Here is a 26857-nt window from a genome sequence, read left to right on the forward strand (position 1 = left end):
CCTGGCGCCGGGTGGGCGGGGATCTTTGCGTCCGGTTCGAAAAGCCGCTGTAGCCGCGCCGTAACACAACTGGTGTTTTCTTCGGAGCGGAGTAATCCGGTCTGGCGGGAGTCGAGTGATGGCAGTGGACCAACTCCCGGGCCGGGTACGGGAGTTCGTGAACTATCTGAACGGTCTGCTGGCGCGCCTCGATCAGGGCGGCGGCTGGTGCGCGGTGTTCTGGCAACGCGACCCCGACGGTATGCGGGCCTGTCTCGAGGGGCGTGAGGTGCCGCCCTGGGACGTGGTGGAGGCGCTGCTTCAGGATCTGGCCACCGAGTACGGCCCGGAAGTGGCCGCGGCCGAGGCCGAACAGGCCCGCGCCCTGCACACCGAGGCGCTGGCCGCGTACGACGCCCGCCCCGGCGGCCGGGACGAACTCGGCGACCGGCTCGACGTCATGCTCCGCGAGCAGCGGTACGCCGCCGAACGCCAAACCCAGTTGGGGCACGCGCTGGCCGCCGCCACCACCCGGGAGGAGGCCGACGTGCTCCGCCTCGACCTCGCCTGGGCCCGCGACGACCACGAGCGGGCGACCGTCCGGTGCGCCGAACTCCGGTCCCGTATGCAGCGACTGGACAGCCGCTCGGCGGAGGGCCGGGCCCAGGCGATCCGCCGCGGCCGCATCGGCGGGGTGTTCCGCATCGAGAGCGAGTACGGCCCGGGCGAGGTGGAGGAGTACGGCGACCGGTCCCCGAGCATGCCGCAGCAGCGTGACGCGTCCACGGCGGGACCGGCGCGAGTCGCCACGCCCGAGTGGGCCGTCGAGCCGGGGCACCCCGCCGCCGGCCCGAGCGCCGACACCGGGTCCGCCGATCCGGCCACCGCTTCGGCCCCTGCCGCTCCCGCCCCGGAACCCGCCCCCAAGCAGCGCAAACGCCGCCGCGGCAGTGCCCGCTTCGCAGGCGGCGCCGAGGAGGAGGCCGCCCCCGTCGTCGTACCGCCCGCCGCCGCGCCCGCACTGCCCGCGCCCGCCGCCCGCAGCCGCCGTACGCCACGCGGTGCCCGGTTCGCCGGGGCCGCCGGGCAGGCCGAGGCGCGGCCCGAGCCGCAGGCGCAGTCGGTGGACGCGGGAGCCGGGCGGGAGGTCGTACAGGTCGTCGAGGCGCTGGTGCGGCTGCGCGCGGAGGGGCGCAGCGGGGAGGCGCACGCCCTGCTCGTCGAGGCCGCCCACTGGCCCGCCGCCCGTTTTCCGCTGCTCGCCGCCGAGCTCCAGCGCGCGGGGCTCGGGCACGACTGGGCGAGCCTGCTCTGGGAGGCCGCCTCGCTGCCCGCCGAGCGGCTGGTCGCGGCGGCGGACGCGCTGGTCGAGGCCGGGCGCGGGAGCGACGGGGAGCAGATCCTGCGGCAGGGCGTGGCCCGGCCCGCCGAGGAGATCGGGGCCGCCGTGCTGGGTCTGGTCACCGAGGGCCGCCGCCGTGAGGTGAGTGCGCTGCTCGACGCGTACGTCCGCGTCCGCACCCCGGAGGAGGCCGCCCGCAGCGCCGCACCCGGCCCGCAGACCCTCGTACCGCTGCTGCTGGAGGCCGCCCGGGGTGTCTCTGAGGAGCGCCACTGGGACCTCGTCCACGCGCTCAGGGTCGCCGGATTCACGGCCTGAGCGGGCCGGAGGGCCCCTGCGGCAAGGTCTCCTGCCCACCCCGCCGCTCACCCACGAGAGTGTGAAACGTGATCGACTCAGCGGGTTAACGACGATGGTCTTGGCAAGGCTGTCGGGGAGGCTTACTTTCGACCCTCTACGGCCTGCATCTACGGGCGTAGAGGCTCTGAGGTCCCGTCGAAGGAGCAGCTCATGGCCAACGTCGTACGTGCCGCTCTGGTCCAGGCCACCTGGACCGGCGACACCGAGTCCATGGTGGCGAAACACGAGGAGCACGCCCGGGAGGCGGCCCGGCAGGGCGCGAAAGTCATCGGGTTCCAGGAAGTGTTCAACGCGCCCTACTTCTGTCAGGTCCAGGAGCCCGAGCACTACCGCTGGGCCGAGCCGGTGCCCGACGGACCGACCGTGGTCCGTATGCAACGGCTCGCCCGCGACACCGGCATGGTGATCGTGGTGCCGGTCTTCGAGGTCGAGCAGTCCGGCTTCTACTACAACACCGCGGCCGTGATCGACGCCGACGGCACCTTCCTCGGCAAGTACCGCAAGCACCACATCCCCCAGGTCAAGGGATTCTGGGAGAAGTACTACTTCAAGCCGGGCAACCTCGGCTGGCCGGTCTTCGACACGGCCGTCGGCAAGGTCGGCGTCTACATCTGCTACGACCGGCACTTCCCGGAGGGCTGGCGGCAACTCGGCCTCAACGGCGCCCAGTTGGTCTACAACCCCTCGGCCACCCACCGTGGGCTCTCGGCCCACCTGTGGCGTCTGGAACAGCCCGCGGCGGCCGTCGCCAACGAGTACTTCGTCGGCGCGATCAACCGGGTCGGCGTCGAGGAGTACGGCGACAACGACTTCTACGGCACCTCCTACTTCGTCGACCCGCGCGGCCAGTTCGTCGGGGACACCGCGAGCGACAAGGAGGAGGAACTCATCGTCCGGGACCTCGACTTCGACCTCGTCGAAGAGGTACGGCAGCAGTGGGCCTTCTACCGCGACCGCAGGCCCGACGCCTACGAAGGGCTGGTGCAGCCGTGACCGACAAGGACCTGCTGGGCCGCCACCGGGCCGTCCTGCCCGACTGGCTCGCCCTCTACTACCGGGACCCGCTGGAGATCACCCACGGCGAGGGCCGCCACGTCTGGGACGCCGCGGGCAACAAGTACCTCGACTTCTTCGGCGGCATCCTCACCACGATGACCGCGCACGCGCTGCCCGAGGTCACCAAGGCGGTCGCCGAACAGGCCGGGCGGATCATCCACTCCTCCACCCTCTACCTCAACCGGCCGATGGTCGAACTGGCCGAGCGCATCGCCCAGTTGTCCGGCATCCCCGACGCCCGCGTCTTCTTCACCACCTCCGGCACCGAGGCCAACGACACCGCCCTGATGCTCGCGACGACCTACCGGCGCAGCAACACGATCCTGGCGATGCGCAACAGCTACCACGGCCGCTCCTTCAGCGCGGTCGGTATCACCGGCAACCGCGGCTGGTCCCCGACCTCGCTGTCCCCGCTCCAGACGCTGTACGTCCACGGCGGCGTCCGTACGCGCGGCCCGTACGCCTCGCTCGGCGACGACGAGTTCATCGCGGCCTGCGTCGACGACCTGACCGACCTGCTCGGCCACATCCGCCCGCCCGCCGCCCTGATCGCCGAGCCGATCCAGGGCGTCGGCGGCTTCACCTCACCGCCGGACGGTCTGTACGCCGCCTTCCGCGAGGTGCTCGCCGAGCGCGGCATCCTGTGGATCGCCGACGAGGTGCAGACCGGCTGGGGCCGCACCGGCGACCACTTCTGGGGCTGGCAGGCCCACGACCGCAGCGGCCCGCCCGACATCCTCACCTTCGCCAAGGGCATCGGCAACGGCATGTCCATCGGCGGGGTCGTGGCCCGCGCCGAGATCATGAACTGCCTGGACGCCAACAGCATCTCCACGTTCGGCGGCACCCAGGTCACCATGGCGGCGGGCCTCGCCAACCTGTCGTATCTGCTGGAGCACGACCTCCAGGGCAACGCCCGGCGGGTCGGCGGCCTCCTCATCGAGCGGCTGCGGGCCGTCGCCGCCCAGATCCCCGGCGTACGGGAGGTGCGCGGGCGCGGGCTGATGATCGGTATCGAGCTCGTCAAACCCGGCACCGACCAGGCCGACCCGGACGCCGCGTCCGCCGTGCTGGAGGCGGCCCGCGAGGGCGGGCTGCTGCTCGGCAAGGGCGGCGGCCACAACACCAGCGCCCTGCGCGTCGCACCCCCGCTGTCCCTGACCGTCGCGGAGGCCGAGGAGGGCGCCGCGATCCTCGAGAACGCTCTGAGGAGCATCCAGTAGCAGCAGCCTGAGCAAGGGAACCACCGCCATGACCACCACCTTGGACCACCTGGAACCGGCCCTGTCCGTCCGCCAGGTCCTCACCCTGGAACGGGTGCTCGCCGGGGAGCCCGAGGTGGTGGCCGGCGCGGCCCAGCTCGACCGGGCCGTGCGCTGGGTGCACGTCGCCGAGGCGCCCGACGTCGGCGTCATGCTCACCGGCGGGGAGATGGTCCTGACCACTGGCGTGCTGCTCGCCGGTGACGAGGGCGCGCAGGCCGAGTACATCCAGTCCCTGCACCGCGCGGAGGCGGCCGCGGTCGTGCTGGGCCTGGGGCGGGCGTTCCCGGCGCCGCCGGACGTGATGCGCCGGGCGGCCGAGCGGTGCGGGCTGCCCATGGTGGTCCTCCACCGGCCCTTCCCCTTCGCCGAGCTGACCGAGGAGGTCCAATCCCGGCTCGTACGGCGGAAGTTCGCCGCGGTCAGCCTCTCCGAGGCCGTACGCACCGCCCTCACCGGCCTCATCACCGCGGGCGCCCCGCTGCAACGCCTGCTGGACGAGGTCGCCCAGCACAGCGCCTGCCCGGTCGTCGTCACCAATCTCGCCCACCGGGTCCTCGCCACGGCGGGGGAGCGGCCGGCCGTCGACGACGTGCTGCGCGACTGGGAGCGCATCGCCCGGCAGGCCGGCGGCAGCGAGGGCGACGGCTGGATCCGCGCCGAGTTGGGCGGACGCGGGGAGCGATGGGGCCAGATCCTGCTCTGTGGGTACCGCGGGGACACCGCCACCGGGCGGCTCCTCGCCGACCGGGCCGCCGAGGCTCTCGTACTGCACCGCATGCTCGCCGGGAACTCCGCCCACACCTGGGAGGAGCAGTCCGCGCAGAGCCTGCTGACCGACCTGGTCAGCGGGGTCGTACCGGCACGGCAGCTGCTTCCGAGGGCGCGGGCGGCCGGGCTGCCCGTCAACCGGCGGACGTTCGTGCCGTTGGTCGTACGGGACAGTGATCCGGCCGAACTCGACCGGGTGCTACGCCTGTTGGGGCTGTCCGGAATCGTCGCCGAACTCGCCGACGGGGCGACCGCCGTGCTGCTGAGTCTGGCCCGGGACCAGGACGCCTCGGTCCTGACGGCGAACTTCGCGGCCCGGCTGCCGGACACGGTGGTGGCGGCCGCCGACCCGCGTACGGCGTGGGACGACGTCCCCACCGGGATGCGCGAGGCCCAGCATGTCGCGGACGCCGTCGCGTCCGGAGTACTCGACCTCCCGGCTGTCGTACGCCTCAAGGACGTTCATCTGCGGGGCCTGATACGGCTGTTGCGCGACGACCCGCAGGTGCAGTCCTTCGCGGAGCGGGAACTGGACGGGCTGCTGTGCGACTCGGGCTCCGGGGATGGCCTGCTCGCCGTCCTGCGGACGTATCTCGCCACCGGCCGCAACAAGTCCCGCACCGCCCAGCTGCACCACGTCTCCCGGCCCGCGCTGTACCGCCGGCTCGAAGCGATCCAGGGGCGGCTCGGTGTCGACCTCGATGACTTCGAACAGGCCGCCTCGGTGCACATCGCACTCCTCGCGCACGACGCGCAACAGGGCTGAAACATGCCACGACCTGGGAAAACGGCGGTGAAACATGGGCCCACGAGAGGGTGACACCGTGGCACGCCGCACGCCCGCAGACGTGACACCGTGCAACTCAAAGCCTGTTTTCGGACTTCCTACTCTTCTCGCACACCGAGTGACCGGAGGTCCCGATGAGCAGAGTGATCCGCGCCGCCCTCTTCCAGACCGCGTGGACGGGCGACAAGGAATCGATGATCCAGGTACACGAGCAGGCGGCCCGCGACGCGGCCGCGCAGGGTGCTCAGGTCCTGTGCTTCCAGGAGCTGTTCTACGGGCCGTACTTCTGCCAGGTCCAGGACAAGGCGTTCTACGAGTACGCGGAAGCGATCCCGGACGGGCCGATCGTCAAGCGATTCCAGGCGCTGGCCAAGGAGTTGGGCATCGTCCTGATCCTGCCCATGTACGAGGAGGAGCAGCCCGGCGTCCTCTACAACACCGCCGCCGTGATCGACGCGGACGGCTCGTACCTCGGCAAGTACCGCAAGCACCACATCCCCCAAGTCCCGGGATTCTGGGAGAAGTTCTACTTCCGTCCCGGCAACCTGGGCTGGCCGATCTTCGACACGGCCGTCGGGAAGATCGGCGTCTACATCTGCTACGACCGGCACTTCCCGGAGGGCTGGCGGGCGTTGGGCCTGGCCGGTGCCGAGATCGTCTTCAACCCGTCGGCGACCTCGCGCGGCCTGTCCGCCTACCTGTGGCAGCTGGAGCAGCCTGCGGCGGCCGTCGCCAACGAGTACTTCGTCGGCGCGATCAACCGGGTCGGCGTGGAGGAGCTGGGCGACAACGACTTCTACGGGACGACGTACTTCGTCGACCCGGAGGCCCAGTTCGTGGGCGAGGTGGCGAGCGACAAGGAGACCGAGCTGGTCGTGCGCGACCTCGACCTCAACAAGCTCCGCGAAGTGCGCGACCGCTGGCAGTTCTTCCGGGACCGCCGCCCCGACGCGTACGCCCCGCTGACGGCTCCATAGAACCGACCGCCACACCCGCGCCCCTCAGGGGCGCGGGGAACTGCGCGACCAGCCACATCCGACCCGCACCTTCAGACAACCGAACGGAGCGTGAACCCATGGTCGGCCGTACCCTCATCCGCGGTGGTCTCGTCATCACCGCGTCCGACGAGATCCACGCCGACGTCCTGATCGAGGACGGCCGTATCGCCGCTCTCGCGGCCTCCGGCACCCCGGCCGCCGAGGCCTGGAGTGCCGAGCGGGTCATCGACGCCACGGGCAAGTACGTCATCCCGGGTGGCGTCGACGCCCACACCCACATGGAGCTGCCCTTCGGCGGCACCTTCGCCTCCGACACCTTCGAGACCGGCACCCGGGCCGCCGCCTGGGGCGGTACGACGACGATCGTCGACTTCGCCGTGCAGAGCGTCGGCCACTCCCTGCGCGAGGGCCTGGACGCCTGGCACGCCAAGGCGGAGGGCAACTGCGCGATCGACTACGCCTTCCACATGATCGTCTCCGATGTGAACCAGGAGACGCTCAAGGAGATGGACCTGCTGGTGGAGGAGGGCGTCACCTCCTTCAAGCAGTTCATGGCGTACCCCGGCGTCTTCTACAGCGACGACGGTCAGATCCTGCGCGCCATGCAGCGCTCCGCCGACAACGGCGGCCTCATCATGATGCACGCCGAGAACGGCATCGCGATCGACGTGCTGGTCGAGCAGGCGCTGGCGCGTGGCGAGACCGACCCGCGGTACCACGGCGAGGTCCGCAAGGCCCTGCTCGAAGCCGAGGCCACCCACCGCGCCATCAAGCTCGCGCAGGTCGCCGGAGCACCTCTCTACGTCGTGCACGTCTCGGCCATGGAGGCAGTGGCCGAGCTGGCGCGGGCGCGTGACGAGGGGCTCAACGTCTTCGGCGAGACCTGCCCGCAGTACCTGTTCCTGTCGACCGACAACCTCGCCGAGCCCGACTTCGAGGGCTCGAAGTACGTGTGCAGCACCCCGCTGCGGCCCAAGGAGCACCAGGCCAAGCTGTGGCAGGGCCTCAGGACCAACGACCTCCAGGTCGTCTCCACCGACCACTGCCCCTTCTGCTTCGTCGGCCAGAAGGAACTCGGCCGCGGCGACTTCTCGAAGATCCCCAACGGTCTGCCGGGCGTCGAGAACCGCATGGACCTGCTCCACCAGGCCGTCGTCGACGGGCACATCAGCCGCCGTCGCTGGATCGAGATCGCCTGCGCCACCCCGGCCCGGATGTTCGGCATGTACCCGAAGAAGGGCACCATCGCCCCCGGCGCCGACGCGGACGTCGTCATCTACGACCCGCACGCCGAGCAGATCATCTCCGCCGAGACGCACCACATGAACGTCGACTACTCGGCGTACGAGGGCAAGCGCCTCACGGGCCGGGTCGAGACGGTCCTGTCGCGCGGCGAACTCGTCATCACCGAGCGGGAGTACACCGGGCACGCCGGGCACGGCACGTACACCCCGCGCTCCACCTGTCAGTACCTCAACTAGGAGTGGCGCACATGGACTTCGGACTCGTCCTGCAGACCGACCCGCCGGCCTCGAAGGTCGTCAGCCTGATGAAGCGGGCCGAGCGCAACGGCTTCACGTACGGCTGGACCTTCGACTCCGCCGTGCTCTGGCAGGAGCCGTTCGTGATCTACAGTCAGATCCTGGCCAACACCAGCAAGTTGACGGTCGGGCCGATGGTCACCAACCCGGGCACCCGTACCTGGGAGGTCACCGCCTCCACGTTCGCCACCCTCAACGACATGTTCGGCAACCGCACGGTCTGCGGCATCGGCCGTGGCGACTCCGCGATGCGTGTCGCGGGCCGCACCCCGAACACCCTGGCCCGGATCAGCGAGGCCATGAAGGTCATCAAGGCGCTCGGCTCCGGTCAGGAGGCCGACCTCGGCGGCACGGTGATCAAGTTCCCCTGGATCAAGGAGGACGCCCAACTCCCCGTATGGATGGCCGCGTACGGGCCGAAGGCGCTGAAGATGACCGGTGAGGAGGCGGACGGGTTCATCCTCCAGCTCGCCGACCTCTACCTCACCGAGTACATGGTGAAGGCGGTCAAGGACGCCGCCGTCGCCGCCGGACGCGATCCGTCCGAGGTGAAGATCTGCGTCGCCGCCCCCGCCTACGTCACCGAGGACGACTCGCCCGAAGCCCTCGCCCACGCGCGGGAGCAGTGCCGCTGGTTCGGCGGGATGGTCGGCAACCACGTGGCCGACCTGGTCTCCAAGTACGGCGAGCACTCCGCCGCCGTACCCGACGAACTCACCGACTACATCAAGGCCCGCGAGGGGTACGACTACTCCCACCACGGCCGCGCCGACAACCCCGACACCGCCTTCGTGCCCGACGAGATCGTCGACCGGTTCTGCCTCATCGGGCCGGTGGAGAAGCACATCGAGAAGCTGAACGCCCTGCGCGAGCTCGGCGTCGACCAGTTCGCCGTCTACGACATGCACGACGCGCAGGAGACCGTCATCGACGCCTACGGCTCGAAGGTGATCCCCGCCGTCAACGCCTGACCCCTGTAAGCCAGTTCGACCCGACCCCCCACACCTTGTCTCCCCTTCCCGCCGTCCCGGGGAGGGGTGGCGAAGCCGGGGCACCTGCCCGCCCCGGCTTCGCCCAAGGCCCCCGCACGGCCTATCCCGTCCCGCTCTTATCGATTGGCCTGCCCATGACCGACACAGTCCCCACGGGGTCGCCGATATCCCAGTCAGCCGGCCCCGACGGCCGGATCGAACTCAGCCCCGGTGCCTACCCCGCCGACAGTCCCTTCGCCAACGAGGACCTGCGCCCCGTACCGGTCTCCGAACGCAAGTGGACGACGTACAACTTCGCGGCGCTGTGGATCTCCATGGCCCACTGCATCCCCAGCTGGACCCTGGCCTCCGGCCTGGTCGCGCTCGGCATGGACTGGAAGCAGGCCGTCTTCACCATCGCCCTGGCCAACATCATCGTGCTGCTGCCGATGCTGGCCACCGGGCACGCCGGACCCAAGTACGGCATCCCGTTCCCGGTCCTCGCCCGGGCCTCCTTCGGGCTGCGCGGCGCCAACATCCCGGCGCTGATCCGGGCGGCCGTGGCGTGCGGCTGGTTCGGCATCCAGACCTGGATCGGCGGCAGCGGCATCTTCGCGCTGGGCTCCAAACTGACCGGCGGGCACTGGGAGAACGCGGGGAAGATCGCCGGGAACCCGTGGCCGCTGTGGCTGTGCTTCCTGCTCTTCTGGGCGCTCCAGATCGCCATCATCTACCGCGGCATGGACTTCCTGCGGCACTTCGAGAACTGGGCCGCGCCCTTCGTCATCGTCGGCGCGCTCGTGCTGCTGGCCTGGATCGCGGTCAAGGCCGACGGCTTCGGCGCGCTGCTCGACCAGCCCTCCAAGCTCGGCTGGGGCCCGGACTTCTGGCCGGTCTTCTTCCCCTCACTGATGGGCATGATCGGCTTCTGGGCGACGCTGTCGCTCAACATCCCCGACTTCACCCGCTTCGGCGCCAGCCAGAAGGCGCAGACCTGGGGTCAGTCGCTGGGACTTCCCACGACCATGACGCTGTTCGCGGTCCTCGCCGTGCTGGTCACCTCCGGCTCCGAGGTCGTCTACGGCACCGCGATCTGGGACCCGGTGGAGCTGGCCGCCAAGGCCGACAACGCCTTCGGACTGCTCTTCGCCCTGATCATCGTGCTGGTCGCGACCATCTCCGTGAACATCGCGGCGAACGTCGTCTCACCGGCGTACGACCTGGCGAACCTGGCGCCGAAGCTCATCAACTTCCGTACGGGCGCCCTGATCACGGGCGTCGTCGGCATCCTGATCTTCCCGTGGAAGCTGATCTCCACGCCCGAGTTCTACATCTTCACCTGGCTCGGCGTGGTCGGCGGTCTGCTCGGCACGGTCGCGGGCATCCTCATCGCCGACTACTGGATCGTGCGCCGTACGGTCCTGCACCTGGCGGACCTGTACACGCCCGGCGGCCGCTACTGGTACTCGGGCGGCTGGAACTGGCGGGCCATCGCCGCCTTCGTGGTCGGCGGTCTGCTCGCGGTCGGCGGGTCGTACTCGGCCGTCGGCGCGGACGGGGCCAAGACGGGGCCGTTCCCGACGGACGGGCTGATCCCGTTCCTCAAGCCGCTGGCCGACTACGGCTGGGCCGTGGGCCTGGGCGCCTCGATGGTGCTGTACCTCGCGCTGATGCTGCCGAAGGGCAGGGAGCAGGAAGGCCTCAAGGTCTGACGCGGAGGGAGGGCGGCCGGTGCTACCGGCCGTCCTCCAGCGCCGCCACCGCGTCCTTCGCCGCCTTGATGGCGCCCTTGTTGATGACGTCGGTGTCGGGCGCCTTCTTCGACTCGAAGTCGCTGCCGTTGTAGGTGACGACCACCAGCGCGTTGGACGCCTGCACGATCACCACGCCCTCACGCGTCTGCTGCTTGTCCTCCGTGGTGACGTTCACGATGGAGTAGCCCTGGTCGCCCAGGCCCGGGACGTCCCCGCCGCCGCTCTTCTCCTTGACGCGTTCCTTGTACGTCGACCGCGCCGCCTCGTCCGAGTCCGTGATCTCGAAGGACACGTCCAGCCAGCGGTAGTCGTAGCCCTTGAGCGCGTTCCAGGAGCAGGTGCGGCGCAGCTTGGTGTCCGTCGACGGGATCTCCTTGCCGGCCGTCTTGGCGCCCGGAACCAGCGACTTGACGGTCTTGGCGGTGATGCTGCCGCACGGCGAGGGGGAGGCGGCGTACGCCTTCGAGGCCGCCGCGGTCGCCGGCGCCGAGGCGGACCGGGTGCCGCCGCCGCTGTTCGACGCGGAGTCGTTGTCCGCGCTCGGGGCGGGGCCGGAGGAGAGCGACCAGCCCGCGGCGGCGAGCACGACGACCGGGGACAGACGCGCGGTCAGGGCGAGCGGCAGAGGCAGGGAACGCACAGGCGCACTTTTCCGTGGGGGACGGTGCGGAGGGGGTCCGCACTGCGGACGGGACGCCAGTGTCACACGACTCCCTGTGGGGCGGTAGTGCCAACTCGCTCCGTGCACACGCCGTGTATGTGGGGTGACCATGCAGGGGTGTTGACGTGCCGTGTGTCCAGTTATGTCCGCACGGTGCCGCGGGCGAACGCCGATTCGATCCGGTCGACCGCCAGAAAAGCCCCGTATGCCACGAGATGCACCAGACAGTGATCGGTGTGCTCCGGGCGGCGCCACGCGGCCACGTCCTCGTCCGTGATCCGGTACGGGGCGAGAGCGGCCAGCAGCGCCAGCCGGGCCCCAGGTCGCTCGCGCCGGTCGGGGAAGACGTCGGAGCCGAGGGGCGGGTGCGCCCCGTCCCAGTCCTGGAGGGCCTCCTCCACGAGATCCTGGTCGTCGGCGTCGAGCAGGCTGCCGCCCGCCATGGCCGCCCTGAGCAGCGCCGCGTACGCCGGACCGACGGTCGTGCCGCCCGCCCACGCGGGGGACTCGCCGGGGTCGGGGAGGTCCAGCAGGTCCAGCGCGGCGCCGGGCCTGGCCGGGCGGCGTACCGTGCGGGCCAGGGTGCGGCCCGTGAGGCTGCGGACCGCGCGGAACCGCTGGGCGTTGCCCGGCAGCAGGCTCTCGGTGAGCAGCGCGGACACGATCCGGTTGATGAAGTGGAAGGCGAGCGCGGTGCCGAGATAACCGGGGGCGTGCTCGGCCGGGAACGGGTACGGCTCCGGACCGAGGCCGCCCGGTATCCGGGTCCGCTTGCCCCACTCCAGCACGCGCGCGTGCTCCTCGTTCCCGGGGTGCTCCCCGCGCGCGAGGCGTTCGGCGAGGGTGTGGTCGCCGGTGGCGTGCAGCAGCACGGTGTGCGCGTCCACGCAGAACGGGCACCGGTTGGCGAGTGACACCCCGAGCGCCGCGAGTTCCTTGCCGGTGCGGCCGCCGGGCCCGGCGATCAGCGACTCGCGCATCAACGCCCAGGCGGGGGCGAGGAGTTCGGGGGCGGAGGACAGGACCACGAAGGTGACCGGTTCGTCGATGCCGAAGTCGCGGGCGAGCTGTGCGTAGACCTCGGCGACGCGACCGGTGGCCGCCTTGGGCGGCAGTGGCTCGGTGTAGCGGAAGGGTGTGGACATGGACAGCAGAGTGCGCCGCGCCGGGGCCCGCGGTCGTCGTACGTCCGAAGGGAGTCGACGCTGCGCCGCCGGGGCGGGACCGGCCCGCGACCTACTACGTCGGGAGTAGTCGCGGAGTTGTCCACAGGGGTGACGCGGGTGTCGCCACGGCCCTCTAGTGTGCGGACATGGGTGGGTACACGGGCGGGCAGATGGTCACACGCAGGGGATTGGCCGACGCGGCGCTGGCGGTCGTGGTCGGCGCGTTGGCGATGACCACGGTCGCCTTCGACGGCGACACGGCCGTCGTCGACTACGGCCTCGTGGTGGCGAGTTCGGCCGCGCTCGCGTTCTACCGCGCGGCCCCACGGGCGGTACTGGCCGTCTCGACCGCCTTCGGCGCGGCCTACGTCCTGCACGCACAGCCCGGACTGCCGGCCGCCCTCCCCGTCCTGGCCGCCGTGCACACCGCCGCGCGGGTCGGCCACCGCGGCTGGGCGCTCCTGGCGAGCGGGCTGTACCTGACGGCGTACGTGGTGACGGGCCCGACGACCCGCGACATCGTGGAGAACGCGGCGCTGCTCGCCGGCTGGTTCCTGTTCGCCGCCGTGACGGGCCTCGCCGACCGCAACTGGCAGGCGTATCTGCGCCAGACCGAACAGCGCGCTCTGGAGGCGGAACGCACCCGTGAGGAGGCGGCGCTGCGCCGGGCCGGCGAGGAACGCCTGCGCATCGCCCGGGAGTTGCACGACTCCCTCACCCACAGCATCTCGATCGTCAAGCTCCAGGCGGGCGTCGCCGTGCACCTCGCCCGCAAGCGCGGCGAGGAGATACCGCCCGCCCTGCTCGCCATCCAGGAGGCGAGCGGCGAGGCGATGCGCGAACTGCGCTCCACGCTGGAGGTGCTGCGCACGGACGAGGTCATGGGCACCCCCGCCCTGCTGGTGGAACGGGCCCGGGCGGCCGGCCTCGCGGTCGACCTGACGGTCACGGGTGAGGAGCGGGACCTGGGTGCCACGGTCGAGAAGGCGGTGTACCGCACCGTCCAGGAAGCGCTGACGAACGCGGCACGGCACGCCGGTCCTGCGAAGGTGCGGGTACGGCTCGCCTACGGCGAGGGCCGGGTGACGGTGAGCGTGGAGGACGACGGCAACGCCGACCCCGAGCGGCCCTTCGCGCCCGGCATCGGCCTGACCGGCATGCGTGAACGCGTCACCGCACTCGGCGGCACCCTGCACGCCGCCCCGCGCACCGAGGGCGGCTTCTCCGTGCGGGCCGAACTGCCGGTGGGGGACGCCGCGTGATCCGGGTGGCGCTCGTCGACGACCAGGCGCTGATGCGGGCCGGGTTCCGGGCCCTGCTGGAGGCCGAGGACGGCATCGAGGTGGTCGGCGAGGCCGCGGACGGCGAACAGGGGCTCGCGCTGGTACGGGCCGAGGTGCCCGACATCGCGCTGGTCGACGTCCAGATGCCGGTGATGAACGGCATCGAGGCGACCCGCCACATCGCCGCCGACCCCGCCCTGACCGGCGTACGCGTCGTGATCCTCACCAACTACGGCCTCGACAGCTATGTCTTCGAGGCACTGCGCGCGGGCGCCAGCGGCTTCCTCCTGAAGGACACCGACCCGGCCGACCTGTTGCAGGCCATCGAGGTGGTCGCGGGCGGCGAGGCGCTGCTGTCCCCGGCGGTCACCCGCACCCTGATCGGCGAGTTCGTCTCCAGACCCCCGGACCGCGCCACGGCCCCCGGCCTGGAGTGCCTGACCCGCCGCGAGATCGAGGTCACGGCCCTGGCGGCCCGGGGGCTCACCAACGAGGAGATCGCCGCGCACATGGTCATCAGCCCGTTCACCGTCAAGACGCACGTCAGCCGCGCGATGACGAAGCTCGGAGCCCGCGACCGGGCCCAACTGGTGGTGTTCGCCTACGAGTCGGGACTGGTCCGGCCGCGCGAATGAGCTCCCGGCACGCCCGTGCGTACGATCATCGCAGCGCCGTCCCGCCGTGAGGAGCTCGCCCGTGTTCACCACCCGACCCACCCTCCAGGGCACCTTCGGCATGGTGTCCTCCACGCACTGGCTCGCCTCGCAGTCCGCGATGGCCGTGCTGGAGGACGGCGGCAACGCCTTCGACGCGGCCGTGGCGGGCGCGTTCGTCCTGCACATCGTCGAACCGCACCTCAACGGGCCCGCCGGCGAGGTACCGATCCTGCTCGCCCCGGCCGGCGGCGAGGTCCAGGTGCTGTGCGGCCAGGGAGCCGCCCCCGCCGGTGCCTCCGTCGCGCACTACAAGGAGCTCGGCCTGGACCTCGTCCCCGGGACCGGACCCCTCGCCGCCGCCGTCCCCGGCGCCTTCGACGCGTGGCTGCTCCTGCTCCGCGACCACGGGACCAAGCCCCTCGCCGACGTGCTCCGGTACGCCGTCGACTACGCCGAGAACGGGCACGCGCCCGTGGAGAACGTCGGGGCGACCGTCGAGACCGTACGGGAGCTCTTCGAGACCGAGTGGACCTCGTCGGCGGAGATCTACCTGCCCGGCGGAAAGGCCCCGCGCCCCGGCGAACTGTTCCGCAACCCCGCGCTCGCAGCCACCTGGAAGCGGCTGCTCGCCGAGGTCGACGGCGCGGGCGACCGGGTCGCGCAGATCGACGCAGCGCGGGAGGTGTGGCGCACCGGGTTCATCGGCGAGGCGCTCGTCCGGCAGGCGCGGCGGCCCACCATGGACACCAGCGGACAGCGCAACACCGGCACGCTGACCGCCGACGACCTCGCCGGATGGTCCGCGACCTACGAGGCTCCGGCGACGTACGACTGGCGGGGCTGGACGCTGTGCAAGGCCGGGCCCTGGAGCCAGGGCCCCGCGCTCCTCCAGCAGCTGGCACTGCTGCCGGACGAGCTGCCCGCCCACGGGTCCGCCGACTACGTCCACCTGCTGATCGAGGGCTGCAAGCTCGCCATGGCCGACCGGGAGGCCTGGTACGGCGACGCGGCCGAGGTGCCGCTCGACGACCTGCTGTCGGACGCGTACAACGCCGAGCGGCGGGCCCTGGTCGGCGACAAGGCCTCCCACGAACTGCGGCCCGGCGGCCCCGGCGGTCGCACGCCCCGGCTGTGCGCGCACGCGCACGTGGTGGCCTCCGACGACCCCGGCTTCAGCCCCCTGGGGATCGGGGAACCCACCGTCGCCAAGAGCCCCGCCTCCCCGGTGCCCGGCGAACCCGAGGTCGCCGCCGACGGCACCACCCGCGGCGACACCTGCCACCTCGACGTCGTCGACCGCTGGGGCAACATGGTCGCCGCCACCCCCAGCGGCGGCTGGCTCCAGTCCAACCCCGTCGTCCCCGAACTGGGCTTCCCGCTCGGTACCCGGCTCCAGATGACCTGGCTGGAGGAGGGGCTGCCGAACTCGCTGACCCCGGGCCGCCGCCCCCGCACCACCCTCACCCCCTCGATCGCCCTGCGCGACGGCGTGCCCGTGATGGCCTTCGGCACCCCCGGCGGGGACCAGCAGGACCAGTGGCAACTGCACTTCTTCCTCGCCGTCGCCCTGCGCTCCCCGGTCCGCGGCGGCCTCGACCTCCAGGGCGCGATCGACGCCCCGAACTGGCACAACGACAGCTTCCCCGGCTCCTTCTACCCGCGCGGCATGCGCCCGGGCAGCGTCACCGTGGAGGCCCGCACGGAGCCGGCGGTCGTCGAGGAGCTGCGGCGGCGAGGGCACGACGTCACCGTGGGCGACGCCTGGTCGGAGGGGCGGCTGTGCGCGGTCGCCCGGGACCCGGGCACGGGGATCCTGTCGGCGGCGGCGAACCCGCGAGGTATGCAGGGATATGCGGTGGGCCGCTGACCTGCCGGACGACCGGTCGGACCACCCGTCGGTCGAGCTGTCGGTTGTTCACGCCGATTCCACCCGGCATCCACCCACCGGGTGGGGATTGTCAGTGGCGCGTGCTCTCATGGAGTCATGATCGAAGACACGGAAACCATCGACGAGTTTCTCGCCCGCCACTCGGCCGACGTGGAGGAGGCGGTCCGCAAGGCCGCCGCGGCCGAGATCATGCCGCGCTGGCGCCGCCTCGCCGCGCACGAGGTCGACCAGAAGGCCGGCCCGCACGACCTGGTGACCGACGCCGACCGGCTCGCCGAACAGCACCTCACCGAGGCGCTCGGCCGCCTCCTGCCCGGCTCCGTCGTCGTCGGCGAGGAGGCGGTGCACGCCAACCCGGCCTCCTACGAGGCGATACGCGGCGACGCCCCGGTCTGGATCGTCGACCCGGTCGACGGGACACGGCAGTTCGTGCGCGGCGAGGACGGCTTCAGCACCCTGGTCGCACTCGCCCAGGGCGGCGTTCTGCGCGCCTCCTGGATCTACGCGGCCGCCCGCGACCAACTCGCCACCGCCGTACGCGGCCAGGGCGCGTTCCTCGACGGGGAGCGGCTGTTCGCCGGCCCGCCCGAGCCCGGCCGGGACCTCGAAGTGGCCACCTCCCACCCGGACTACACCACCGACGAGCAGAAGCGCGCCCTGCTGAGCCTGTGGACCGACGGTGTCGCACCCCGCGCCTGCGGCTCGGCCGGACTCGAGTATCTCGCCATCGCCCGCGGTCAGTTGGACGCCACCGCGTTCTCCTGGGAAGCGGCCTGGGACCACGCGGCGGGCCTGCTCCTCGTCGAGGAGGCGGGCGGCGCCCATCTCACCGTCACCGGCGAGCCGTTCCGCATCACCGGCGGCAACGCCCTGCCGTTCACCACAGCACGGGACGCGGCAACGGCACGGCGGATCATGGGGCTGCTGGCAGGCGGGGCCTGAGCCGACGGCACCGACGGGGGCCGGGCCTGAGCCGACCGCATCGGGAGGCCGGGGCCGGGCCCCGACACCAGCGACAAAGGCACTGACGGAGCGGGAACGGGCCCCGAAACCGGCGGTGACGGCACCCGACCGGCACCGACGGTGACGAGCCGGACACCACCCGTGGCTCGAGCGCCCCGCGACCCCGGCCTGTCGGTGCCCCGTCCTATCCTGATCCAGTGGCCATCGGCTGACGAAGGGGTCCGAAGGTGCCGTCGATGCTCGATGCGTGCGTGGTGGGTGCGGGACCGAACGGACTGACCGCTGCCGTGGAGCTGGCCCGCCGCGGCTTCTCCGTGGCCCTCTTCGAGGCGCGTGACACCGTCGGCGGGGGAGCCCGCACCGAGGAACTCACCCTGCCGGGATTCCTGCACGACCCGTGCTCCGCGGCCCACCCGCTCGGCATCAACTCACCCGCGTTCCGCGCCCTTCCACTGGAGCGCTACGGCCTGGAGTGGCTGCACGCCGACCTCCCCATGGCGCACCCCTTCACCGACGGGACCGCCGCCGTGCTGTCCCGCTCGGTCGCCGAGACGGCCGCCTCCTTCGGGCCGCGCGACGCGGGCGCGTACCGCAGACTGGTCGAGCCGTTCCTGCCCAAGTGGGACACCCTGGTACGGGACTTCATGTCGCTGCCGCTCACCGCGCTGCCCCGCGACCCGGTCACCCTCGCCCGCTTCGGCCTGGCCGGCCTGCCCCCGTCGACCTGGCTGCTGCGCCGCTTCCGCGACGAGCGCGCCAAGGCCCTGTTCGCCGGCCTGGTCGCCCATGTCATGGCACCTCTCAGCGGATTCGCCACCGGCGCCATCGGCCTGGTCTTCGCCCTGGCCGCCCACGCCCGCGGCTGGCCCGTCGCCCGCGGCGGCTCCCAGTCCATCTCCGACGCGCTCGCCGCCTACCTCAAGGACCTCGGCGGCGCCATCCACACCGACTACGAGGTCAAGCGCCTCGACGACCTGCCGCCCGCCCGCGCGTACGTCTTCGACACCTCGCCCACCGCCCTGGCCCGTATCGCCGGCTTCGGCCGCTATTACGACGGCTACCGATACGGCCCGGGCGTCTTCAAGGTCGACTACGCGCTCGACGGTCCGGTGCCCTGGACCGCCCCGGAGGCCCGCGCGGCCGGCACCGTGCAGATCGGCGCGAACAGCACGGAGATCGACACCGCCCTGCGCGCGGCGTCCCGGCAGGGCCGGGCTCCCGACAAGCCGTTCATGATCACGGTGCAGCCCAGTGTCATGGACCCCACCCGGGCCCCCGAGGGCAAGCAGGTCTTCTGGGCCTACGGCCATGTCCCGAGCGGCTGGACCGGGGACCTCACCGACGCCATCGAGCGCCAACTGGAGCGTTTCGCCCCGGGGTTCCGCGACCGGGTCCTGGCCCGCGCCACCGCCGGACCACCCGAACTCGCCGTCCGCAACGCCAACTACGTCGGCGGCGACATCGGCTCCGGCGCGGTCACCGGACTACAGATCCTGCTGCGCCCCAAGCTCTCCCTCTTCCCCTACGGCACCCCGCACCCGGCCGTCTTCATCTGCTCGTCGGCCACCCCGCCGGGCCCGGGCGTGCACGGCATGTCCGGACACAACGCGGCGAAGGCCGTGTGGCGGAGGCTGCGGCAGACATGACCGACCCCAGGCACCATGAGCGGGGCGAGGCGGACCCGGCCATCACCCTCGTCCAGGGCGACATCACCCGCGAGAGCGCCGACGCCATCGTCAACGCGGCCAACTCCTCGCTGCTGGGCGGCGGCGGAGTCGACGGCGCCATCCACCGTCGCGGCGGCCCGGCGATCCTGGAGGACTGCCGCAAGCTGCGCGCCTCGCACCTCGGCAAGGGCCTGCCGACCGGCCGCGCGGTGGCGACCACGGCCGGCGATCTGGACGCCCGCTGGGTCATCCACACCGTGGGCCCCGTCTTCAGCGAGGCCGAGGACCGCTCCGACCTGCTGGCCTCCTGCTACCGCGAATCCCTGCGCGTCGCCGACGAACTCGGCGCCCGCACGGTCGCGTTCCCCGCGATCTCCACGGGCGTCTACCGCTGGCCGATGCGGGACGCGGCCCGTATCGCCGTGGCGACGGTACGGGCCGCGGAGACGGACGTGGCGGAGGTCAGGTTCGTCCTGTTCGACGAGCGGTCCTACGCGGTGTTCGCCGCGGAGGTCGGCTGACGTACGCGACCGGGCCGCCCGGAGGATCCGAGCGGCCCGGAAGACAGGCCCCTGCTAGGCGACGGGCGGCGTCGGCAGCGGAGGCAGCCCGCCGAGCAGCCCGGTGACCAGGCCGAGCACGGGGGACAGCAGCCCGGTGACCGCGCCCAGCACCCCGCCGAGGTCGAGCGAGGTCAGTGCGCTGATCAGACCCTGGACCGCGGCGGTGAGCGAGGCCAGCAGGTCCGCCACGGGGTCCGCGGCTGCCACAGACCGGTCGGCGGGGCTGTCCAGGTTCTTCAGCCGCTCCTGGACGGCGGCGTTCCAGGCCCGCAGCTCCTCCGCGTACGTGGCCGCCGCGTCCGGGTCGAGCCGGCTGCCGTCCGCCGCGCCGAGGTCGGCCACCGTGTCCAGCAGGGGTGCCACAGCGCTGTGGTGGTCGAGAAGCGGGTCCGCCTCGGCGCCGGAGCGCGCCGCGGCCTCGGTGATGCTCAGGCCCGGCACCTCCCGGCCCGCGTCGCCGACGGCGGCCGCGGTGCCGGCCGGGCCGAAGACCAGCGCGGCGCAGATCAGGGGCGGCACGAGGAGGCCGCGGGAGACAAGGGCGCGCATGGTGGGGTTCCTTCCGAAGCGCTGAAAACTGCTGTCCTAGCGCCCACGGTGGGAACGGCCCCGAGACCCCGCAACCGATCACCCGCCCCGCACCCGCCCCACCGTCGCGCCCGGGCGACGCTGACCAGGCCCTTTCCTCCCGCTCACAGCTCCTTCCGGGTGTCGCCGACCGTTCCGCCGTCAGGGTGCGGCCCAGCCGTACACCTCAGCCATACAGCTCAGCTCTCCACCCCAGCCCCGCACCTCAGCCGTACACCGGCACGAGCACCGCGAGCAGCGACAGCGACAGCACGACCTCCACGGCCCCCACCACCGCGATCCGCACCCGCCCCAGCACCGGCATCACCACGGCCCGCGCCAGACACGCGCCGAACAACACCGCGAGCCAGGGCGACAGGACCACCGCCACGACCAGCGCACCCGCGTGATACAGCCACGAGGCCCACCGGTACGCGTCGCTGTCCCGCTCCCGGATCATGGTCTTGACGTACGGCACGGTCCCCGCGAAGTAGAGCAGACAGGCCAGAGTCGGACGCCAGACCTGCCCCCACGACCCGTCCCCGAGCAGCGCCGCCACCGGCAGCATCCCGCACGCCGGGACGACCGCCGCGAGCCCGTTGACCAGGGACCGCTCCTGGTTGCGCCACGCGTACCAGCAGTTCACCGCGGCGAACGGCAGCGCACCGACGGCGGCGACCAGCAGCCACGGGGCGTGCACGACGAGGGCCACGCCGGGCGGCAGCAGGGCGGCGGTGAACACGGCCGCCGGGAGTGTGTGGCGGGTTGCGGCCCGGGGGTTGCGGGAGTTGCGCCGCAGTCGCAGCCACTGCTGCGCGTGATGGGCGGCGAGGTATCCGACCAGCCACGCGAACACCAGTACGGCATGCCAGGGCGACGGCGTCGCGAGGAGCATGCCGGCCAGGAACGGCACGAGCAGCATCGCCCACGCCCCGTGCTGACCGGGAAGCCAGCGCCGTAGAACCCGTGAAACCATGCCGTCCCCCGCCCTCCCCTTCACCGGGTCACCGATCGTCGAGGAATCCCGGGGATTCCCAAGGATCGCCAAGGAATCCCGAGGACGCTCGACGACTTCCGAGGGCTTCAGCCTGCCACCCGGCCCGAGCCTGCCGGGCCGGTATCCGGGAGCGGGTCGGGTAGCAGCCAGTCGATGCCCGCCCGATCATGGAACTCCCGGCCCTGGCGAACGGGAGGTTCCAGTGGGGCCCGATTCCCCCGTCCCGCGAACCCTGCTGTCCGAGGACGTCGAGACCTTGCTGGCGGGCGCGACCGCGGAGCTGGGGCGTGAGTACCGCGTGCTGCGGGAGATCGTGGAGGGCGGGGCGGCGGCCGTCGCGGTGCTCGACACAGGGCTGCGCTATGTGTACGTCAACCCCCACATGGCCCGGATCGTCGGCGTGCCGGCCGAGGACCAGCTGGGGCGGACCCTCTCCGAGGTGCTGCCCGGCGTGGAGCGGCCCGAGGAGGTGCCGCGCGCGGTGCTGCGAGACGGCCGGCCCCGTGACGTCCTCGTCGCCGGGGACATGGGCGCCGGGCCCGCCCGCAAGCCGCGCGAGTGGCACAGCACGTACCACCGGCTCCAGAACGAACAGGGCGAGATCGTCGGGCTCGTCGCCATCGGCGTGGAGGTCACCGAACCGCGCCGCTACCTCACCGAGCTGGAGCGGGCCCACGGCCGGATGGCCATGCTGCACGCGGCCACCCTCCGGATCGGCACCACACTGGACCTGGAGACCACCTGCCAGGAACTCGTCGACTTCGTGGTCCTGGACCTCGCGGACGGAGCCTCCGTCGAACTGGTCGTGGAGAACGAGCCGGTGCGCTCCGGGCGGTCCCCGTCGGCCGGGGTGATGCGGATGCGGCGGGCCGCCGTGAGCGCCCGGCCGGAGCTGGCGGTGCGGCTCGGCGGACTGGCGGGCCCGGACGACGTGAACGACCACGGACCCACCTCACCCATGCGCCGCTGCCTGGAACGCGGGCGGCCGTTCGTGACGCACATGCCGACCAGGGTCCGGCCCGGCGAGCGCGGGCCGTACGCCGATCGCCTGGAGCGCTACCGCGCCGCCGGGATCCACTCCACGCTGGTGGTGCCCCTGCGGACCGACTCCCGCAGCGTGGGCGTCCTGGCCATGGTCCGGGCGGGCTCCTCGCCCGCCTTCACCGCCGAGGACGCCGTGGTGGCCCAGGAGCTCGCCGGCCGCGCCTCGCACGCCATGGAACGCGCCCAGCGCTACGCCCGCGAGCACACCATGGCCCTGGAACTCCAGCGGGCCCTGCTCAGCGAGCCGACCCTCCCGCACCCGGACCTGGAGACCGCCTCCCGCTACCTCCCGGCCGACGACAGCGCGGTCGTCGGCGGCGACTGGTACGACTCGCTGGCCCTCCCGCACGGCCGCAACCTGCTGGTCATCGGCGATGTGATGGGCCACGGCGTGGAGGCCGCCGTCGCCATGAGCCACTACCGGTCCATGCTCCGCGCCCTGTCCTCCTCCGGAATGCCCCTGCACGAGATGCTCGCCGCCGCCGACCGGATGGTCACCGCGTCCGGCTTCGACCGGGTCGCCACCTGCCTGCTCGCCCTGGGCGACCCGGCCACCGACACCATCAGCTACGCCAACGCCGGCCACCTCCCACCGCTGCGGATCCTGCCCGACGGCCGCGTCGAACTGGTCCCGCTGTCGGCCGGCCCACCCCTCGGCACCGGCCTCGGCGTCTACGAGACGGTCACCCGCCCCGGCGTCCCCGGCGGCGTCCTCCTGCTCTACACCGACGGTCTCGTGGAGCGGCGCGGCGAGGACATCGACACCTCCCTGCACCGGCTGACGGAACTGCGCCTCCAGCCCGGCGGAGACCTGGACGAGATCCTCGACGGCATCCTGGCCCACGCGGCGACGGGCTCGGCCCGCGACGACATCGCCTTGCTGGCAGCCCGGACCCGGGGGATGTGAGCCGACTTCACACACCGGGCCCCCGGCCGCCCAGAGCCGCCTCCCGGGCCCGCCGCCGTCAGCCCCGTCCCGCGCCCGCCCGCCGTCGTACCCCCACCGCCACGGCCACCGCCGGCCCGCACGCCAGCAGCAGCGCCAGCGCCCCGTACCCGTACGTCAGCGTCGCCGTCACGGCGACCCCCGCGACCAGCAACGGCCCGCCCGCGTCGCCCAGTTCACGCCCCAGCTCGGCCGCGCCCATGGTCTGCCCCAGCCGTTCCCGCGGGGTCGCCGAGGCGAGGGCGGCGAAGCCCAGCGGGGTGATCAGGCCGGTGCCCGCGCCGATGAGAGCGGCGGCGAGGAGCACGCCGGTCAGATCCGGCAGCATCGCGCACGCCAGGCCCGCCGCCGCGAGGAGCAGCCCCACGACGAGTCCGCCGCGCGCGGTGATCCGCCCCGCGTCCAACGCCCGTCCCGCACGCGGCTGTACGACCGCCGAGCACGCCGCCAGCACCGACACCGCCGCACCCGTCGCCACCGTCCCGAGCCCGGCCACCGACCCCGACACGGGCAGGAACCCGACACCCACCGACAGCGCGGCGGTCGCCCCCGCGAGCGCGGCCGTCGGCACCAGGAACACCGGATCGGCCAGCCGCCGCGCCAGGTCGAGGAGCGTCTGCCGGGCCCGGGGGAGCGGCGGTACGACGGGTACGGCGACCAGCGCCCACACCGCCACGGACGCCCCCAGCACCGCCAGCACCGTGAACAGCAGCCGCAGCCCGCCCGCCCACACGAGCACCCCGCCGAGCAGCGGACCGAGCGTGTAGCCGATCGACTTGTAGAAGCCGTAACTCCCGAACGCCCGCCCGTGCCCCGCGGCCGGATTGAGCCGGGCCACCAGCGCGGAGGCGGCGGGGGAGAAGGCGGAGGCGGCCGCCCCCTGTCCGAGCCGAGCCGCCCACAGCCAGCCCGGACTGTCGGCGACGGCGTACAGCGCGGACGCCACGGCGAACGCCACCAGGCCGCCCAGCAGGACAGGGCGCGCCCCGATCCGGTCGGCGACGGTGCCGAACACCGGCTTCAGCAGCACCTCCGCGCCGTCGTACAGCGCCAGCAGCCCGCCGAGCACGAGCAGCGAGGTGACCGCGTCCTCGGTGTCTCCGCCGAGGTTCGCGGCGATGCCGTGCGCCCCGAAAGCGGTGGTGAAACCGGCCGCGTACAGCGGCCACATCCGGTGCGCGGGCGCCTCACTCGGTGGTGTCACTGAGGCCAAGGCGCAGATGCTCCACGTGGTAGACGGCCTGGTCGAGCAGTTCGGCGACATGGTGGTCGTGCAGGGCGTAGACGACGGACCGGCCGCGCCGTTCACCCACCACCAGGCCGAGGTTCCGCAGCAGCCGCAGCTGGTGCGAGCACGCCGACTGCTCCATCCCCACCTCGGCCGCCAACTCCGTGGCGGGCAGCGGTCCTTCGCGCAGCCGCGCCAGGATCAGCAGCCGGGAGGGGGTCGAGAGGGCCTGGAGCGTGGTGGCGACCTTCGCGACGTTGCCCGCGTCGAGGCGTACACGCTCCTCGGCGGTGGTGGTGACGGCTCCATGACCCATGCGGGGTATCTTACTCATCGCACATGAACAGATGAATGAGTCTTCATGTGTTCCTGTATGGTGTGCCGCGTGTCAGCGACTCTTGCCCCCAGCCGTGCTCCCGCGCCCGCCCCGACGACCCCCCGCCGCACCCGCGTCCTCGCCCTGCCCGAGGCCCGGTGGGCGCTGGTGGCGACGCTCGCGTTCCTGGTCGGCCTGATTCTGGATACGGTCGTCGGCAGCCCGTCGTGGGTCTACGGGCTTCTGTATGCGATCTCCTACGCGTCCGGCGGCTGGGAGCCCGCGCTCGAAGGGCTGCGGGCGCTGCGGGAGAAGACCCTCGACGTGGACCTGCTGATGATCGTCGCGGCCCTCGGCGCGGCCGCCATCGGGCAGGTCCTGGACGGCGCCCTGCTGATCGTCATCTTCGCGACCTCCGGCGCTCTGGAGGCCCTGGCCACGGCCCGGACCGCGGATTCGGTACGAGGTCTGCTGGACCTGGCGCCGACCACCGCGACCCGCCTCTCGGGAGACCTGGAGGAGACCGTCCCGACCTCCGAACTCGCCCTCGGGGACGTCCTGTTGATCCGCCCGGGCGAGCGCATCGGCGCCGACGGCCGGGTACTGGACGGCACCAGCGAGGCCGACCAGGCCACCATCACCGGCGAACCGCTGCCGGTGCTGAAGCGCCCCGGCGACGAGGTCTTCGCCGGCACCCTCAACGGCACCGGAGCCCTCCGGGTCCGCGTCGAACGCGACCCGGCCGACTCCGTCATCGCCCGCATCGTCACCCTGGTCCAGGAGGCGTCCCGCACCAAGGCGCCGACCCAGCTCTTCATCGAGAAGGTCGAGCAGCGCTACGCGGTCGCCGTCGTGGCGGCCACCCTCGCCGTGTTCGCCGTGCCGTTGGCCTTCGGCGCCGATCTCACGGATGCGCTGCTGCGGGCGATGACCTTCATGATCGTCGCCTCTCCGTGCGCCGTCGTGCTCGCCACGATGCCACCGCTGCTGTCGGCCATCGCCAACGCCGGCCGGCACGGTGTGCTGGTCAAGTCGGCTGTGGCCATGGAGCGGTTGGGGGAGATCGACGCGACCGCGCTCGACAAGACGGGGACGCTGACCGAGGGCGCGCCGGAGGTGACGGACGTACGGCCGCTGCCGGACTCCGGACTGGAGGCCGACGGGCTCCTCGCGCTGGCCGCCGCCGCCGAGCATCCGAGCGAACATCCGCTGGCCCGGGCGATCGTGGCGGCCGCGCGGGCGAAGGGGTTGCGGATCGCGGCCGCGGCGGAGTTCGTGGCCGAGCCCGGGCGTGGGGTCACGGCCGTGGTCGAGGGGCGGGTGGTCAGGGTCGGCCGCGCGGCGGACCTTGTCGACGAGACGCCGGATCCGGGCGACCGTATGCACGCGACCGTCGACGGTGTACGGGACAGCGCGGATCGTATGCACCCCACCGCGTCCACTCCAGGGGGCGCACCCGGCGGAGCCACCGTCGTCCTCGTCACCCGCGACGGCACCCCCCTCGGCACTCTCACGCTCACCGACCGCCTCCGCCCCGGCGCCCCCGCCGCGACCGCCGCCCTCACCGCCCTGACCGGCGCCGCCCCCGTCCTGCTCACCGGCGACAACGCCCGCGCCGCCGCCCGGGTCGCCGAGGCCACCGGTCTGACCGACGTCCGGGCGGACCTGCTCCCCGAGGACAAGGTGAACGCCGTACGCGGTATGCAGAATGCGGGACACAAGGTGCTGTTCGTCGGCGACGGCGTCAACGACGCGCCCGCCCTCGCCGCCGCCCACTCCGGCATCGCCATGGGCCGGGCGGGCTCCGACCTGGCGTTGGAGACGGCCGACGCGGTGATCGTGCGGGACGAGCTGGCGGCCGTACCGGCGGTCGTACGGCTGTCCAGGGCCGCCCGCCGGCTCGTGCTGCAGAACCTCGTCATCGCCGGGACCTGCATCGCCGTACTCGTCGTCTGGGACCTCGCCGGCCATCTCCCGCTGCCGCTCGGTGTCGCCGGGCACGAGGGCTCGACGGTGCTGGTCGGTCTCAACGGGCTGCGGCTGCTGCGCGAGTCGGCGTGGCGATCCGGGGCGGTGCAGGAAGCGTGAGGT

General features: G+C 72.5%; 22 protein-coding genes. 16 read left to right on the plus strand and 6 right to left on the minus strand.

Annotated features, from left to right (window positions below; translation table 11 throughout):
• Positions 1–118 precede the first annotated feature (118 nt).
• From ABKA17_RS13160 to ABKA17_RS13195, 8 genes are all read left to right on the plus strand, one after another.
• The gene (locus ABKA17_RS13160; protein ID WP_353692170.1) at positions 119–1639 is read left to right on the plus strand and encodes a hypothetical protein; all 1521 of its coding nucleotides are present in this window, start codon (positions 119–121) and stop codon (positions 1637–1639) included.
• A 192-nt stretch (positions 1640–1831) separates the two neighbouring features.
• Positions 1832–2674, plus strand: coding sequence for a nitrilase-related carbon-nitrogen hydrolase (locus tag ABKA17_RS13165; RefSeq protein ID WP_353692171.1), 843 nt, complete (start codon positions 1832–1834; stop codon positions 2672–2674).
• The gene (locus ABKA17_RS13170) at positions 2671–3960 is read left to right on the plus strand and encodes an aspartate aminotransferase family protein (protein ID WP_353692172.1); all 1290 of its coding nucleotides are present in this window, start codon (positions 2671–2673) and stop codon (positions 3958–3960) included. Before ABKA17_RS13165 ends, ABKA17_RS13170 begins: the two co-directional genes overlap by 4 nt.
• 28 nt (positions 3961–3988) lie before the next feature.
• Positions 3989–5536 (plus strand): PucR family transcriptional regulator, encoded by a 1548-nt coding sequence (locus ABKA17_RS13175; protein ID WP_353692173.1) that lies wholly within the window; start codon positions 3989–3991, stop codon positions 5534–5536.
• Positions 5537–5691: 155 nt separating this feature from the next.
• The gene (locus ABKA17_RS13180; RefSeq protein WP_353692174.1) at positions 5692–6534 is read left to right on the plus strand and encodes a nitrilase-related carbon-nitrogen hydrolase; all 843 of its coding nucleotides are present in this window, start codon (positions 5692–5694) and stop codon (positions 6532–6534) included.
• Positions 6535–6632: 98 nt separating this feature from the next.
• Complete coding sequence (hydA, locus tag ABKA17_RS13185; protein ID WP_353692175.1) at positions 6633–8036, plus strand: dihydropyrimidinase; 1404 nt, start codon at positions 6633–6635, stop codon at positions 8034–8036.
• Between the two features lie 11 nt (positions 8037–8047).
• Positions 8048–9067: a TIGR03842 family LLM class F420-dependent oxidoreductase gene (locus tag ABKA17_RS13190; RefSeq protein ID WP_353692176.1), complete on the plus strand. Its 1020-nt coding sequence runs from the start codon at positions 8048–8050 to the stop codon at positions 9065–9067.
• Between the two features lie 155 nt (positions 9068–9222).
• On the plus strand, positions 9223–10779 hold the full coding sequence (locus ABKA17_RS13195) for an NCS1 family nucleobase:cation symporter-1 (protein ID WP_353692177.1): 1557 nt from the start codon (positions 9223–9225) through the stop codon (positions 10777–10779).
• 22 nt (positions 10780–10801) lie between these two features.
• On the opposite strand, the gene ABKA17_RS13200 is transcribed toward ABKA17_RS13195, so the two are convergent.
• Positions 10802–11461, minus strand: a complete 660-nt coding sequence (locus tag ABKA17_RS13200) for a hypothetical protein (RefSeq protein ID WP_353692178.1) — start codon at positions 11459–11461, stop codon at positions 10802–10804.
• A 161-nt stretch (positions 11462–11622) separates the two neighbouring features.
• Positions 11623–12627 (minus strand): carboxymuconolactone decarboxylase family protein, encoded by a 1005-nt coding sequence (locus ABKA17_RS13205; RefSeq protein ID WP_353692179.1) that lies wholly within the window; start codon positions 12625–12627, stop codon positions 11623–11625.
• Between the two features lie 167 nt (positions 12628–12794).
• Between ABKA17_RS13205 and ABKA17_RS13210 the strand changes: the two genes are divergently transcribed.
• The 6 genes from ABKA17_RS13210 (at position 12795) to ABKA17_RS13235 (ending at position 19626) form a co-directional block, all read left to right on the plus strand.
• Entirely contained in the window at positions 12795–13910 is a 1116-nt protein-coding gene (locus tag ABKA17_RS13210) for a sensor histidine kinase (RefSeq protein WP_353692180.1), read from the plus strand.
• Positions 13907–14566 carry a response regulator gene (locus ABKA17_RS13215; RefSeq protein ID WP_353692181.1) on the plus strand — a complete coding sequence of 220 codons (660 nt, stop codon included), beginning with the start codon at positions 13907–13909 and terminating at the stop codon, positions 14564–14566. The genes ABKA17_RS13210 and ABKA17_RS13215 overlap by 4 nt, the downstream gene beginning before the upstream one ends.
• Before the next feature lie 61 nt (positions 14567–14627).
• The gene (locus ABKA17_RS13220) at positions 14628–16454 is read left to right on the plus strand and encodes a gamma-glutamyltransferase family protein (protein ID WP_353692182.1); all 1827 of its coding nucleotides are present in this window, start codon (positions 14628–14630) and stop codon (positions 16452–16454) included.
• A gap of 117 nt (positions 16455–16571) precedes the next feature.
• Positions 16572–17417, plus strand: coding sequence for an inositol monophosphatase family protein (locus tag ABKA17_RS13225; protein ID WP_353692183.1), 846 nt, complete (start codon positions 16572–16574; stop codon positions 17415–17417).
• A 257-nt stretch (positions 17418–17674) separates the two neighbouring features.
• Positions 17675–19084, plus strand: a complete 1410-nt coding sequence (locus ABKA17_RS13230) for a phytoene desaturase family protein (protein ID WP_353692184.1) — start codon at positions 17675–17677, stop codon at positions 19082–19084.
• Positions 19081–19626, plus strand: coding sequence for an O-acetyl-ADP-ribose deacetylase (locus ABKA17_RS13235; RefSeq protein WP_353692185.1), 546 nt, complete (start codon positions 19081–19083; stop codon positions 19624–19626). The genes ABKA17_RS13230 and ABKA17_RS13235 overlap by 4 nt, the downstream gene beginning before the upstream one ends.
• A gap of 54 nt (positions 19627–19680) precedes the next feature.
• Here the strand turns inward: ABKA17_RS13235 and ABKA17_RS13240 are convergent, their stop codons facing one another.
• Positions 19681–20217, minus strand: coding sequence for a hypothetical protein (locus tag ABKA17_RS13240; protein ID WP_353692186.1), 537 nt, complete (start codon positions 20215–20217; stop codon positions 19681–19683).
• 244 nt (positions 20218–20461) lie between these two features.
• Positions 20462–21211: a YwiC-like family protein gene (locus tag ABKA17_RS13245; protein ID WP_353692187.1), complete on the minus strand. Its 750-nt coding sequence runs from the start codon at positions 21209–21211 to the stop codon at positions 20462–20464.
• A 223-nt stretch (positions 21212–21434) separates the two neighbouring features.
• Here ABKA17_RS13245 and ABKA17_RS13250 point away from each other — a divergent pair, with 223 nt between their 5' ends.
• Positions 21435–23183 carry a SpoIIE family protein phosphatase gene (locus tag ABKA17_RS13250; protein WP_353692188.1) on the plus strand — a complete coding sequence of 583 codons (1749 nt, stop codon included), beginning with the start codon at positions 21435–21437 and terminating at the stop codon, positions 23181–23183.
• Positions 23184–23241: 58 nt separating this feature from the next.
• Here ABKA17_RS13250 and ABKA17_RS13255 read toward each other — a convergent pair whose 3' ends face one another.
• Complete coding sequence (locus ABKA17_RS13255) at positions 23242–24393, minus strand: MFS transporter (protein ID WP_353692337.1); 1152 nt, start codon at positions 24391–24393, stop codon at positions 23242–23244.
• 16 nt (positions 24394–24409) lie between these two features.
• Positions 24410–24766, minus strand: coding sequence for an ArsR/SmtB family transcription factor (locus ABKA17_RS13260; RefSeq protein WP_353692189.1), 357 nt, complete (start codon positions 24764–24766; stop codon positions 24410–24412).
• A gap of 57 nt (positions 24767–24823) precedes the next feature.
• On the opposite strand from ABKA17_RS13260, the gene ABKA17_RS13265 reads away from it, so the two are divergent.
• Positions 24824–26854 (plus strand): heavy metal translocating P-type ATPase, encoded by a 2031-nt coding sequence (locus ABKA17_RS13265; RefSeq protein WP_353692338.1) that lies wholly within the window; start codon positions 24824–24826, stop codon positions 26852–26854.
• The last annotated feature ends 3 nt before the right edge of the window (positions 26855–26857 follow it).

It is taken from the genome of Streptomyces sp. RG80, from assembly GCF_040446465.1.
Taxonomy (GTDB): Bacteria; Actinomycetota; Actinomycetes; order Streptomycetales; family Streptomycetaceae; genus Streptomyces.